Source organism: Cryptosporangium minutisporangium (genome assembly GCF_039536245.1).
Lineage (GTDB): Bacteria > Actinomycetota > Actinomycetes > Mycobacteriales > Cryptosporangiaceae > Cryptosporangium > Cryptosporangium minutisporangium.
On the sequence record NZ_BAAAYN010000004.1, the window covers coordinates 99826 to 112425 of the forward strand.

The following is a 12600-nucleotide window of genomic DNA, read 5'->3' on the forward strand; positions in this document are numbered from 1 at the left end:
TCTGTGACGGGGGCGGCACGGGGCCGGTATCCAGCGGCCGCGCCGGGCGGACCCGGTCGTCGCGGGTCTGGTTCCAGACCGCCCGCACCCGCTGCCCGACCGTGAACGCCGCCAGCACGGTGAGCAGCCAGAGCACCGACTCGACGCCACCCGGGACGCCGGTGACCTCCAGGACGCCGCCGATGCCGACCAGCACCAGCCGCTCGGTGCGCTCGGCGATGCCGACGTTCGCGGTGAGGCCGAGGCCTTCCGCGCGGGCCTTCGCGTAGGAGACCAGCACGCCGGTGATCAGACAGAGCAGCGCCGCCACGCCCGCCGACGTCCGCCCCTCGGAGAACAACCAGTACGCCGCCGCGGCGAAGATCGACGCGTCGGCCAACCGGTCGCAGGTCGAGTCGAGGAACGCGCCCCACCGGCTCGACCAGCCGCGGGCCCGAGCCATCGCTCCGTCGAGCATGTCGGTCAGCGCGAAGAACGTGATCGCTATCCCGCCGGCGAGCACGTGCCCGGGAACGACCAGGAAGATCGAGGACAGTACGACACCGGTCGTACCGATCAGGGTCATCGCGTCCGGGGTGAGGCCGGTGCGCACCAGCGCGGCCCCGATCGGGCCGGTCACGCGGGTGATCCGGGCGCGCGCCAGGACGTTGAGCATCGGGATCCGTTCTCGAAGGGGTGGCTGCGGCGTGCCCACGATAGCCGCTACCAGGCCCGGTCCCATCGGGGCGCCGAATCCGGCCCCGGTCGCTGCCCGGGCCGACGGGCCGTGGTCGTCGAATCCTCGACCCCAGGAGGTCGACGATCCGACAACCACCTGCTCGGCGTAGGGTGCGCCGCTCCTCTTCCGACGGCGCGCCGCCGGAATACGGGCGGCGCGCCGGGGAAGGCGAGCCCGGGTCACCGGACGTCCGTACCGCCCGACACAATTGGCCGGTCGGATTCGGTGCAGCCCGTCCCAGCGGTCGGCAGGGCTTGCCCCACACCGGGGCGGCGGTGTGGGATCGATCACACGGATATGTCTTCCGGTGGCTTTGTCTTCCGGTGGCGCGGCCGGGATGCGCGCTAGCCGCCGGCGCAGCGTCCCGGCGAGCGCGAGGAGGCACCCCGATGGCGCAGAAGGTGGCTGGCAGCCCCGACCGGGCGAGTTCCGCCGGGCCGGTGGTCGACGATCCACGGTCTCTACGCAACGTCGTCCTGGTCGGCCACAGCGGCGCCGGCAAGACGACGTTGGCGGAGGCTCTGCTGGTGGCGACCGGCACGATCCCGCGGGCGGGTTCGGTGGTCGACGGGACGACGGTCTGCGACTGCGACCCCGCCGCGGTCCGGCAACAACGGTCGGTGACACTGCAGTTGGCGCCGGTCGTCCACCGCGGCGTGAAGATCAACCTGCTCGACACCCCGGGGTACGCGGACTTCGTCGGCGAGCTCCGCGCCGGCCTGCGCGCGGCCGACGCCGCCCTGTTCGTCGTCTCCGCCGTCGACGGCGTGGACGCCAGCACGATCGCGCTCTGGGAGGAGTGTGCCCGCGTGGGTATGCCGCGGGCCGTCGTCGTGACCAGGCTCGACCACCCGCGTGCCGACTTCGACGAGTCGGTCGCGATCTGCCAGCGCGTGTTCGGGGACGGCGTGCTCCCGCTCTACCTGCCGGTGCACGAGGCGGTTGAAGGCGCTCCGCCCGCCAACGGCGGCAAGCAGACGCTCTCCGATTTCCTCGGCGGCATCAACGGCGCCGACGAGCAGACCCGCACCGCTGGCCTCATCGGCCTGGTCACCCAGCAGATCTACGACTACAGCGGCGGTGGCTTCGAGCCGGTGGTCCGGCCGGCCGACCCCGAGCACCTGGAGCTGATCGAGGAGTCCCGGAACGCGCTGATCGAGGGGATCATCGCGGAGAGCGAGGACGAGACCCTGATGGACCGGTACCTCGCCGGCGAGGAGATCGACCCCGACGTGCTGATCACCGACCTGGAGACCGCGGTCTCCCGGGGGTCGTTCTACCCGGTCCTGCCCGCCGACCCGAGCACCGGTGTCGGCCTGGCGGAGCTGCTGGACGGCATCGTCCGTGCCTGCCCGGCCCCGGACGAACGGCCCGCACCGGCCGTCACGACGATCGACGGCGACCCGCGCGACCCGCTCACCGCCGATCCGGCCGGGCCGCTGGTGGCCGAGGTGGTGAAGACGACGGTCGACCCGTACGTCGGCCGGGTGTCGCTGGTCCGGGTGTTCTCCGGGACGCTCCGCGCGGAAGACACCGTGCACGTGTCCGGCCACGGCGTCCGCTCCTCCGACGACACGCACGCGCCCGGCGAAGCCTGGGCCGACCACGACGCCGACGAGCGCGCCGCACACCTCTACTCCCCGCTCGGGACACAGCTGCGCGAGGTTCCGTACGCGGTGGCCGGTGATCTGTGCGCGCTGACCAAGGTCGGCAGCGCGGAGACCGGCGACACGATCTCGTCGAAGGACGACCCGCTGCTGGTGGCACCGTGGGACCTGCCGGAGCCGCTGCTGCCGGTCGCGGTCGTCGCCCGTACCCGCAGCGACGAGGACGCCCTCGCCAAGAACCTGTCCCGCCTGGTGGCCGGGGACGCCACGCTGCGGATGGAGCGCAACCCGGAGACCGGTCAGCTGGTGCTCTGGTGCATGGGCGAGGCCCACGCGGACGTCGTCCTCGAGCGCTTGCGGGCGGGCAGCGTCGACCTGGACACCGAGCCGGTGCGGGTCCCGCTGCGGGAGACGTTCGCCGGGCCGGCGAAGGGGCACGGCCGGCACGTGAAGCAGTCCGGCGGGCACGGACAGTACGCGATCTGCGACATCGAGGTGGAGCCGCTGCCGACCGGTTCCGGCTTCGAGTTCGTCGACCGGGTGGTGGGCGGAGCCGTGCCGCACCAGTACATCCCGTCGGTGCAGAAGGGCGTCCGGCACCAGATGGAGCGCGGTCTGGTGGCCGGCTTCCCGGTCGTCGACCTCAAGGTGACGCTGGTCGACGGCAAGGCGCACAGCGTCGACTCGTCCGACGCCGCGTTCCAGATGGCCGGTGCGCTGGCGCTGCGCGAGGCCGCGTCGCAGGCCACGATCAGCCTGCTCGAGCCGGTGGACGAGGTGGACATCACGGTGCCGGACTCCTATGTCGGCCCCGTGATGAGCGACCTGTCCGGACGCCGCGGCCGGGTCCTCGGCACCGAACCGACTGGTGCGAGCGGAGAACCGGGGCACGAGCGAACCGTGGTGCACGCGGAGGTGCCGGCGTCCGAGCTGGTCCGCTACTCCCCCGAGTTGCGTTCGCTGACGTCCGGCACCGCGACGTTCACCCGTTCGTTCGCGCGGTTCGAACCGATGCCGCCCAACCTCGCCGCGAAGGCGCTGGCCGACCACTCCTGAAGCTGCCGTCCGGTACGTCCGTAGGATCGCAGGCATGACGGGCCCGGAGATCGAACGGCAGCAGGGGGCCGGCGACCCCGATCACTTCCAGCGACTGTGGACGCCGCACCGGATGGCGTACATCAAGGGTGAAGGCAAGCCGGCCGGCGAAGGAAGCGACGGCTGCCCGTTCTGCCTGATGCCGTCGCTGCCGGACGACCAGGCGCTGATCCTGGCGCGTGGCGACACCGTGTACGCGCTGCTCAACCTGTACCCGTACAACTCCGGCCACCTGATGGTCGTCCCCTACCGGCACGTGCCCGACTACACCGATCTGGACGTGGGCGAGGTCGCGGAGCTCGGTGCGTTCACCCAGGACGCGATGCGCGCGGTGCGGAAGGCGTCCGGGGCGCACGGGTTCAACATCGGGATGAACCAGGGGTCGGTCGCCGGGGCCGGGATCGCCGCGCACCTGCACCAGCACGTGGTGCCGCGGTGGGGCGGGGACACGAACTTCATGCCCGTGGTGGGTCAGACGAAGGTGCTTCCCGAGTTGCTGGGCGAAACCCGCTCCCTGCTGGCCGCCGCTTGGGCGGACACCGCCGAAGCCGCCACCCTCGAACGCCCGTAACCCGCCCGCCCGGCGTCCACCGCAGGCAGCTGCTCGAAGCGCCGCCAGGCGCTGCTGGGTATGAACCTGGAGCCCGTCCAGAGCGGCGCTGGCAGTCGAGCGGGCCGACGCCGTGACATCAGCGAAGCGTCATCAGGAGGCCCGCTCGCCTGTCGGCGTCGTTCTGGACGGGCCGCCCTCAGGCGGACGGGCCGATGTTGGTGCGGGAGCGCACCACTTCGAGCACGTGCTCGACGGCGGCGTCCAGCGGCACCCCGTTGCGCTGCGACCCGTCGCGGTACCGGAACGACACGGTGCCGGCCGCGACGTCGTCGTCGCCGGCGATCACCATGAACGGGACCTTCTGCTTCTGCGCGTTCCGGATCTTCTTCTGCATCCGGTCGCTCGCGGTGTCCACCTCGGCCCGGATGCCGTCCCTCCGCAGGCGCGCCGCGAACTCCTCCAGGTACCCGACGTGCCCGTCACCGATCGGGATGCCGACCACCTGCACCGGCGCCAGCCACGCCGGGAACGCTCCGGCGTAGTGCTCGGTCAGCACCCCGAAGAACCGCTCGATCGAGCCGAACAGCGCGCGGTGGATCATCACCGGCCGCTGCCGGGAGCCGTCCGCCGCCTGGTATTCCAGCTCGAACCGCTCGGGCAGCATGAAGTCCAGCTGGATCGTGGACATCTGCCAGGTCCGGCCGATGGCGTCCCGGGCCTGCACCGAGATCTTCGGGCCGTAGAACGCCGCGCCGCCCGGGTCCGGCACCAGGTCGAGCCCGGACTCGGTGGCGACCCGCCGCAGCGTCTCGGTCGCGACGTCCCAGACCTCGTCGTCCCCGATGTACTTCTCCGGGTTCTTGGTCGAGAGCTCCAGGTAGAAGTCGTCGAGCCCGTAGTCCTTCAGCAGGTCGAGGACGAACTGCAGCAGCGAGGTGAGCTCGCCCTCGATCTGCTCCTGGGTGCAGAAGATGTGGGCGTCGTCCATGGTCAGGCCCCGCACGCGGGTCAGGCCGTGGATGACGCCGGACTTCTCGTACCGGTACACGGTGCCGAACTCGAACATCCGCAGCGGCAGCTCGCGGTACGACCGCCCACGCGACCGGAAGATCAGGTCGTGCATCGGGCAGTTCATCGGCTTCAGGTAGTAGTTCGCGCCCTCCAGCTCCATGGGCGGGAACATGCCGTCGGCGTACCAGTCGAGGTGGCCGGAGACCTCGTAGAGGTGACCCTTCGTGATGTGCGGGGTGTTGACGAACGAGTACCCGGCTTCCTCGTGGCGCTTCCGGGAGTAGTTCTCCAGCTCCCGGCGGATGACGCCGCCCTTCGGGTGGAACACCGGCAGGCCGGAGCCCAGCTCGTCCGGGAAGCTGAACAGGTCGAGCTCCGCGCCGAGCTTGCGGTGGTCGCGCTTCGCGGCCTCCTCGAGACGCCGCTGGTAGTCCTTGAGCGCGTCCCGGGTCGGCCACGCGGTGCCGTAGATCCGCTGCAGCTGCGGGTTCTTCTCGCTGCCCCGCCAGTACGCCGCCGCCGACCGCATCAGGCTGAACGCCGGGATGTTGCGGGTGGTGGGCAGGTGCGGGCCGCGACACAGGTCGGTCCAGACCCGGTCGCCGGACTTCTTGTCGAGGTTGTCGTACATGGTCAGCGCGCCTTCGCCGACCTCGACCGAGGCGCCCTCGGCGGCGTCCTCGCCGGCGCCCTTGAGCGAGATCAGTTCCAGCTTGAACCGCTCGTGCGCGAGTTCCTTGCGGGCCTCGTCGTCGCTGATCGGGCGGCGGGAGAAGCGCTGACCGGCCTTGATGATCTCCTGCATGCGCTTTTCGAGGCGCTTGAGGTCGTCCGGGGTGAACGGCTTCTCCGGCAGGAAGTCGTAGTAGAAGCCGTTGTCGATCGGGGGGCCGATGCCGAGCAGGGTGCCGGGGAAGAGGTCCTGGACCGCCTGGGCGAGCACGTGGGCGGTGGAGTGCCGGAGCACGTTCAGGCCGTCCGGCGAATCGATGAGCACCGGCTCGACCTCGGCGTCGGCGTCCGGGATCCACTCCAGATCACGCAGCTGACCGTCGGCGTCGCGGACGACGACCGCCGCCTGGCCACCGTCGATCGGGATCCCGGCCGCTACCAGCGCGTCCGCGGCCGTCGTCCCGGCCGGCACCACGACGGCGGCGGTCACGGGCGCGGAACGGGGTGCGGACACAGTTCTCTCCTCGAGTCTGGTTGACGCCGGGATGTCGCGTCCCGGCTAGCTCCGATGCTAGTCGGGGAGCCTGTCCGGCCCCGCACCGGTTATCCCGCGCCGCGCGCCGCAGAGGGCGGTGTGGGGGCACCCCCGACGCCCGTCGGCGGCGACCGCGCGCGTCGGAACTGTCGGGTGCCCGACCGCGCCCGCGTGTGGCGGGGGAGGTGGCACGAAACCGGGATCCCTACGCACACTGCCGTCCGTAGTGTCGTCGCCAAGCAAGCAAACCCCTCACTACACGAACGGAAGACCACGATGAGCGACAGCGGCGACACGATCGACTCCGGCGCCGACGCCCCCACCAGCACGATCGCCGAAAACGATGTGCCGCTGGATTACGACAACGACGGCGTCGTCGACGGTTACCTCCACCAGGAGGGCGACGGAACGGCGTACGCGGTGCTCGATCTGGACCACGACGGTGAGTCCGAGACGGTCGCGGCCGACACCGACGGTGACGGCTACGTCGACGTCGTGGCGACCGACACCGATGGCGACGGTGCCGTGGACTACGCGGTCGTCGACACCGACGGTGACCACATCGCGGACACCGCGGTCTACGACCGGGATGGCGACGGGGACTTCGACTACGGGGCCGTGGACACCAACGGCGACGGCGTGATCGACGGCACCGTGGCCGACACCGACAACGACGGTGACTTCGACGCGGCCGAGATCGACAGCGACTACGACGGCACCGTGGACGCGGTGGTCGTCGACACGAACGACGACGGCGTGTTCGACACGGTCTACAGCGACACGGACGGCGACGGCACGGTCGACACCGCGACTGCGGTCGACGACGCCCCGGCCCCGGCGCAGCAGACCGCGGCCGACGCGGCTGCCGACCCGGCGACGACCACCACGACGACGACTACCACGACCACCACCACGGACACGGCGACCGACCCGTCCGCCACGACGACGGACACCACGACCACGGCGTCCGACCCGGCGACCACGACGGAGACGACCACTACGGCGTCCGACCCGGCCAACACGACGGAGCCGACGACCGACACCGCGACCGACCCGTCCACCGTCTCGGCGCAGCCGGCCGCCCCGGCCAGCTGACCCAGCTCGTCACTGCTCACCTGACCGCGTGACCGGCGGGTCGAGCAGGTAGGCGAGGACGCCGCGCGGCTCGGCGTCCTCGCCCTGCACGGCAGGGCGGCGGCGCACGTCCCGACCGAACCAGGGCGCGTCGGGTGGGCGCGGGATTTTCGGGAAGACCACCGCTCAGCGCGGGCCGAGAGGTGGTCTTTCGGGAAACGACCGCGAGCACGGCGGGCCCGGGAGCCCTGCGGGCACGGCGGCCCGGGAGCCCTGCGGGCACGGCGGCCCGGGGGCCCTGCGGGCACGGGGAGCACGCGCGGCGGGCCCGTCGCGGCAACGCGTCAGTCGTGCGCGGCGATCAGGGCGGTGACCGACGCGCGGAGCGTCGCCCGGACCTCGGCCGGATCGTCGAGCTGCCCCCCGACCACCACGCCGTCCCGCAGCATGACCAGCATCCGGGCGGTGGCGTCCGGCGTCCGATGGCCGCTCGCCACCAGCAGTTCCCGCACCGCGTCCGCGTACCAGCGCCGGTGGTCGGCCACGATCCGCCGCACCGGACTGTCCGGGTCGGGGTACTCGACCGCGGCGTTGACGAACGCGCAGCCGCGGAAGCCCGGGCCGCAGGCGAACTCGCCGAGCGCGTCGAACATCGCGAGCACCACGTCGACCGGCTCGATCCCCGCCGACAACGCGGTGAAGGCCGACGCCTGCCGGTCGTGCAGCCCGGCGAGGTACGCGCAGACCAGGGCGTCCTTGGTCGGGAAGTGGTGGTAGAACGTCGCCTTCGCGACGCCGGCCTCGGCGATGATCCGGTCGATGCCGACGGCGCGGATCCCCACCGCGTAGAACAGCGCGCTGGCGGTGCCGAGGATGCGCTGCCGTGCGCCGGCGGGCCGCCCGGCGGCATTCTCCGGCGCGGAGACTCCCGGTAGTTCGAGTGGAGGAGTCGTCAGCACCCCTTGAAGTTACCAGACAGACCTGTCTATGCTGCGAACTAGACAGACAAGTCTGTCTAGCCACCCAGCGAAGGGACGCTCATGTCGACGCTCTACACCGCGATCGCCACCGCCGACGGCAACGGACGCAACGGACGGGTACGCACCTCCGACAGCAAGCTCGACGTCCAGCTGTCGTTCCCGAAGGAACTGGGTGGCAGCGGCGCAGGCAGCAACCCGGAGCAGCTCTTCGCCGCCGGCTACGCGGCCTGCTTCTCCAGCGCGCTCGGGATGATCGCCGGTCAGCGCAAGCTCGACGCCTCCGAGGCCGCGGTGACCGCCGAGGTGGGCCTCGTCTCGGGCGAGAACAACGCGTTCGGCCTGGCCGTGACGCTACGAGTCGAGCTTCCGGAGCACCTGCAGGGCGAGACCGGCCGCGAGCTGGTCGAGGCCGCCCACCAGGTCTGCCCCTACTCCAACGCGACCCGGGGCAACATCCCGGTCGAACTCGTCGTCGAGTAGTACACGGCACGCTGTGCTGACGGGCGCGGCGGCGGTTCACCGCATACGGTCGAGGCATGACGCAGCTCGCCGCGGTCCTCGGCGTCCTCCCCGACCACCGGTACCCGCAGCCCGAGCTCACCGACCTCGTCGCGGAGGCGTGCGGGCTCGATGCCGGCCAACGCCGGTTCCTGGAACGCGTCCACGGTGGCGCGGGCGTCCAGACCCGACACCTGGTGCTGCCGATCGAGCAGTACCGCACGTTACGGGACTTCGGCGCCGCCAACGACGCGTTCCTCACCGGCGCGGTCGACCTCGGCTCGCGCGCGATCCTCGGCGCGCTGGCCCAGGCCGGCCTGACCGTGGAGGACGTCGACGTGATCCTCGCGGTCACCTCCACCGGCCTGGCGATCCCGTCGCTGGACGCCCGGATCGCCGAGCACATCGGCCTCCGCCCGGACGTCAAGCGCACGCCGGTCGTCGGTCTGGGCTGCGCGGCCGGCGCGGTCGGGATCTCGCGGCTGCACGACTACCTCCGTGGCTGGCCGGACCAGGTCGCCGTCCTGGTCACGATGGAGCTGTGCTCGCTGACCGTGCAGTACGACGACCGCTCGCCGACCAACCTGGTCGCGAGCGGTCTCTTCGGTGACGGAGCCGCCGCGGTGGTGGCCGTCGGCTCGGAGCGCGCGACGGCCACGTCCGGGCCGCAAGTGATCGCCACCCGCAGCATCCTCTACCCCGGCACGCTCCGGACGATGGGCTTCGACGTCGGGCCCGGCGGCCTGAAGGTCGTCCTCGGCACCGAGGTCCCGGCGCTGGCCGAGAAGCACCTCCGGGTCGGTGTGGACGACTTCCTCGCCGCGCACGGCCTGACCCGCAAAGACATCACGACCTGGGTGTCGCACCCCGGTGGCCCGAAGGTGCTGGAAGCGATCGAGTCCGGACTGGAGCTCCCGGAGGGCGCGCTCGGAGCCAGCTGGAGCTCCCTGCGGCGGATCGGCAACATCTCGTCGGCGTCGGTGCTGCACATCCTCCAGGACACTCTGGCCGATCGCCCACCCGAGCGCGGCACACCCGGCATGCTGATAGCGATGGGACCGGGATTCTCCGCGGAACTGGTGCTGCTGCAGTGGTGAGCTACACCCTCCTCGTGCTGGCCGTCGGCCTCGAACGCGTCGCCGAACTCGTCGTCGCGCTGCGCAACGCGCGCTGGAGTTTCGCCCGCGGCGGCCGCGAGTACGGTGCCGGCCACTACCCGGTGATGGTCGTCCTGCACACCGGGCTGCTCGTCGGGTGCGTGGCGGAGGTCTGGCTCGCCGACCGGCCGTTCCTGCCCTGGCTGGGCTGGCCGATGCTGGCGCTCGTGGTGGCGTCGCAAGGACTGCGCTGGTGGTGCATCCGGACGCTCGGCCACCAGTGGAACACCCGGATCATCGTGGTGCCCGATGCGCCGCTGGTCACCAGCGGGCCCTACCGGTGGTTCCCGCACCCGAACTACATCGCGGTCGTCGTCGAGGGATTCGCGCTCCCCCTCGTCCACACCGCCTGGGTCACCGCGCTGATCTTCACGGTCGCGAACGCCGCGCTGCTCACGGTCCGGATCCGGGCCGAGAACCGGGCCCTGGCTGCGGCGTGAGAGACCTCCTCGTCGCCGGTGGAGGTCCGGCCGGGCTGGTCACCGCGCTGCTCGCGGCCCGCGCCGGGCTCGAGGTGGCGGTCCTGGAACCGCGGGCGACCCCGATCGACAAGGCCTGCGGCGAGGGCCTGATGCCCGGCGCGGTCGCGCTCCTGTCGGAGCTCGGCGTCGAGGTTCCCGGCCTGCCCTTCCGCGGCATCCACTACGCGGACGCCGCCCGCGGCGTCGACGCGCTGTTCCGGAACGGGCCCGGACTCGGTGTCCGGCGCACGGCGTTGCACGCGGGGCTCGCCGACGCGGTGGCGCGGGCCGGCATCGAGCTCGTGCCCCGCGCGGCCGGAGCCGTCGATCAGGACGCCGACGGTGTCACGGTCGCCGGACTCCGGGCCCGCTACCTGGCCGCCGCCGACGGTCTGCACTCGCCGATCCGGCGACAGCTCGGGCTGCAGCGACCCTCCCGCGGACCGGCCCGCCACGGGCTGCGGCGGCACTACCCGGTTCGTCCCTGGACGGAGTTTGTGGAGGTGCACTGGACGTCGGGCGCCGAGGCGTACGTGACGCCGGTCGCCCCCGACCTGGTGGGCGTCGCCATCCTCACCACCGCACGGGGTCCCTACACCGACCAGCTCGCCCGCTTCCCGGCACTGGCGGCCCGTCTCTCCACTGCGAACACCTCCGGCGCGGACGCCACCGACGCCGGTGGCGTCCGCGGCGCCGGCCCGCTGCGGCAGCGGGTGTCGTCCCGGGTCGCCGGGCGGGTGCTGCTGGTCGGCGACGCCGCTGGGTACGTCGACGCGCTGACCGGAGAAGGGCTCGCGGTGGCGTGGGCGAGCGCCGCCGAACTCGTCGCCTGCGTCGCGGCGGACCGCCCGGCGGAGTACGAACGGCGGTGGCGCCGGGCGTCCCGGCGGTACCGGGTGCTGACCGGCGGACTGCTCTGGGCACGCAACCGCCCGCTGCTCGCCCGCGCGATCGTCCCCGCCGCGACGAGGCTGCCCCGCACGTTCGCGACCGTGGTGAACGAGCTGGCCCGCTGACCGGGCGGTGTCACCGGCCCCGGCCCGGCTCGGCATCATGCGCCTATGGCTGATCCCCTGCTCTCCACGCCCTCCGGGCGGCTCCGCGCCCGGGCCCTGGGCGTTCCGTTCCTGGGCACGCCCGGACGCTGGAACGCGCTGACCGACGTGCCGGACATCGAGGTCGGCTACACGACGTTGATCGAGGGCGCGAGCGTGCGGACCGGGGTCACCGCGATCCTGCCGCGCGGACGCGACGGCGTCGGCGTGCCCTGCGCCGCCGGCTGGTTCTCGTTCAACGGCAACGGCGAGATGACCGGGACGACGTGGATCAGCGAGAACGGTGCGCTCGCCACGCCGATCGCGATCACGAACACCCACGCGGTCGGACCGGTGCACCAGGGCGTCGTGGAGTGGATCGCCGCCCACCACCCCCGGGTCGCCGAGCAGTGGCTGCTGCCGGTCGTCGCCGAGACGTACGACGGCGACCTCAACGACATCAACGGGCGCCACGTCCGTCCGGAGCACGCGCTGGCGGCCCTGGACGCGGCCGCCGGCGGGCCGATCGAGGAGGGCAGCGTCGGTGGCGGCACCGGAATGATCTGCCACGGTTTCAAGGGCGGTTCGGGCACTGCGTCGCGCGTGGTCGAGTACGGTCCCGATCGGTACACGGTGGCCGCGTTCGTCCAGGCCAACTACGGTGCCCGCCGCGAGTTGACGGTGGCGGGGATGCCGCTCGGCGCCGAGCTGGCCCGCACGCATCCCGACGTGGTCGCCGGACCCGCCCGGACACCGCCCGGTGCCGGCTCGGTGATCGTCGTGCTCGCCACCGACGCACCGCTGCTGCCCGGCCAGTGCGCGGCCCTGGCACGCCGGGCGACGCTCGGCATCGGCCGGTCGGGCACGGCGGGCAGCCACTTCTCGGGCGACCTGTTCCTCGCGTTCTCCACGGCGAATGCGGGCGCGTTGACCAGTACGTTCCCTGCCGGACCCGTCGGCGCCGACGCGTACGAGCAGCTGCGGTTCGTTCCCTGGGGCCGGATCGATCCCTTCTACGAGGCCGCGGTCCGAGCGGTGGAGGAGGCCGTGGTCGACGTGCTGGTGGCGAACGCCGACATGGTGGGCCACCGCGGATATCGCGTTCCGGCCCTCCCCCACGACGCCGTCCGCGCCGCGGTGAGCCGGCTCGCCGGGCCCACCTGATCGGACCCCACGACGCCGTCCACGCCGCGCTCGCCCAGGCC

The 12600-nt window shown here is 72.2% G+C and carries 10 protein-coding genes and 1 pseudogene; 8 read left to right on the plus strand and 3 right to left on the minus strand.

Features of this window, described 5'->3' with window-relative positions:
* Positions 1-61: 61 nt before the first annotated feature.
* A pseudogene (gene pgsA / locus ABEB28_RS03235) lies at positions 62-655 on the minus strand (phosphatidylinositol phosphate synthase); the annotation flags it as partial.
* Positions 656-1107: 452 nt separating this feature from the next.
* On the opposite strand from pgsA, the gene ABEB28_RS03240 reads away from it, so the two are divergent.
* Both ABEB28_RS03240 and ABEB28_RS03245 read left to right on the plus strand, forming a co-directional pair.
* Complete coding sequence (locus ABEB28_RS03240; protein WP_345726426.1) at positions 1108-3381, plus strand: elongation factor G-like protein EF-G2; 2274 nt, start codon at positions 1108-1110, stop codon at positions 3379-3381.
* Between the two features lie 34 nt (positions 3382-3415).
* Positions 3416-3991: an HIT family protein gene (locus tag ABEB28_RS03245; RefSeq protein WP_345726427.1), complete on the plus strand. Its 576-nt coding sequence runs from the start codon at positions 3416-3418 to the stop codon at positions 3989-3991.
* Positions 3992-4169: 178 nt separating this feature from the next.
* Here the strand turns inward: ABEB28_RS03245 and thrS are convergent, their stop codons facing one another.
* On the minus strand, positions 4170-6170 hold the full coding sequence (gene thrS, locus ABEB28_RS03250) for a threonine--tRNA ligase (RefSeq protein ID WP_345726428.1): 2001 nt from the start codon (positions 6168-6170) through the stop codon (positions 4170-4172).
* Positions 6171-6467: 297 nt separating this feature from the next.
* Between thrS and ABEB28_RS03255 the strand changes: the two genes are divergently transcribed.
* The gene (locus tag ABEB28_RS03255) at positions 6468-7286 is read left to right on the plus strand and encodes a hypothetical protein (protein WP_345726429.1); all 819 of its coding nucleotides are present in this window, start codon (positions 6468-6470) and stop codon (positions 7284-7286) included.
* Positions 7287-7609: 323 nt separating this feature from the next.
* Here the strand turns inward: ABEB28_RS03255 and ABEB28_RS03260 are convergent, their stop codons facing one another.
* A complete protein-coding gene (locus ABEB28_RS03260) occupies positions 7610-8224 on the minus strand; it encodes a TetR/AcrR family transcriptional regulator (protein ID WP_345726430.1) in 615 nt (204 codons plus the stop codon).
* An 81-nt stretch (positions 8225-8305) separates the two neighbouring features.
* On the opposite strand from ABEB28_RS03260, the gene ABEB28_RS03265 reads away from it, so the two are divergent.
* The 5 genes from ABEB28_RS03265 to ABEB28_RS03285 are packed head-to-tail and all read left to right on the plus strand — an operon-like array spanning position 8306 to position 12559.
* Positions 8306-8725: an organic hydroperoxide resistance protein gene (locus ABEB28_RS03265; RefSeq protein ID WP_345726431.1), complete on the plus strand. Its 420-nt coding sequence runs from the start codon at positions 8306-8308 to the stop codon at positions 8723-8725.
* Positions 8726-8781: 56 nt separating this feature from the next.
* A complete protein-coding gene (locus ABEB28_RS03270; protein WP_345726432.1) occupies positions 8782-9840 on the plus strand; it encodes a type III polyketide synthase in 1059 nt (352 codons plus the stop codon).
* A complete protein-coding gene (locus ABEB28_RS03275; protein ID WP_345726433.1) occupies positions 9834-10340 on the plus strand; it encodes an isoprenylcysteine carboxyl methyltransferase family protein in 507 nt (168 codons plus the stop codon). The genes ABEB28_RS03270 and ABEB28_RS03275 overlap by 7 nt, the downstream gene beginning before the upstream one ends.
* Positions 10337-11377, plus strand: a complete 1041-nt coding sequence (locus tag ABEB28_RS03280; protein WP_345726434.1) for an NAD(P)/FAD-dependent oxidoreductase — start codon at positions 10337-10339, stop codon at positions 11375-11377. Before ABEB28_RS03275 ends, ABEB28_RS03280 begins: the two co-directional genes overlap by 4 nt.
* Before the next feature lie 45 nt (positions 11378-11422).
* Positions 11423-12559 carry a DmpA family aminopeptidase gene (locus ABEB28_RS03285; protein WP_345726435.1) on the plus strand — a complete coding sequence of 379 codons (1137 nt, stop codon included), beginning with the start codon at positions 11423-11425 and terminating at the stop codon, positions 12557-12559.
* The last annotated feature ends 41 nt before the right edge of the window (positions 12560-12600 follow it).

What these genes read in the sequence shown, in the direction of transcription:
- ABEB28_RS03240 (WP_345726426.1), top strand. Translation starts at nt 1,108, where the DNA reads ATGGCGCAGAAGGTGGCTGGCAGCCCCGACCGGGCGAGTTCCGCCGGG.
- ABEB28_RS03245 (WP_345726427.1), top strand. Translation starts at nt 3,416, where the DNA reads ATGACGGGCCCGGAGATCGAACGGCAGCAGGGGGCCGGCGACCCCGAT.
- ABEB28_RS03255 (WP_345726429.1), top strand. Translation starts at nt 6,468, where the DNA reads ATGAGCGACAGCGGCGACACGATCGACTCCGGCGCCGACGCCCCCACC.
- ABEB28_RS03265 (WP_345726431.1), top strand. Translation starts at nt 8,306, where the DNA reads ATGTCGACGCTCTACACCGCGATCGCCACCGCCGACGGCAACGGACGC.
- ABEB28_RS03270 (WP_345726432.1), top strand. Translation starts at nt 8,782, where the DNA reads ATGACGCAGCTCGCCGCGGTCCTCGGCGTCCTCCCCGACCACCGGTAC.
- ABEB28_RS03285 (WP_345726435.1), top strand. Translation starts at nt 11,423, where the DNA reads ATGGCTGATCCCCTGCTCTCCACGCCCTCCGGGCGGCTCCGCGCCCGG.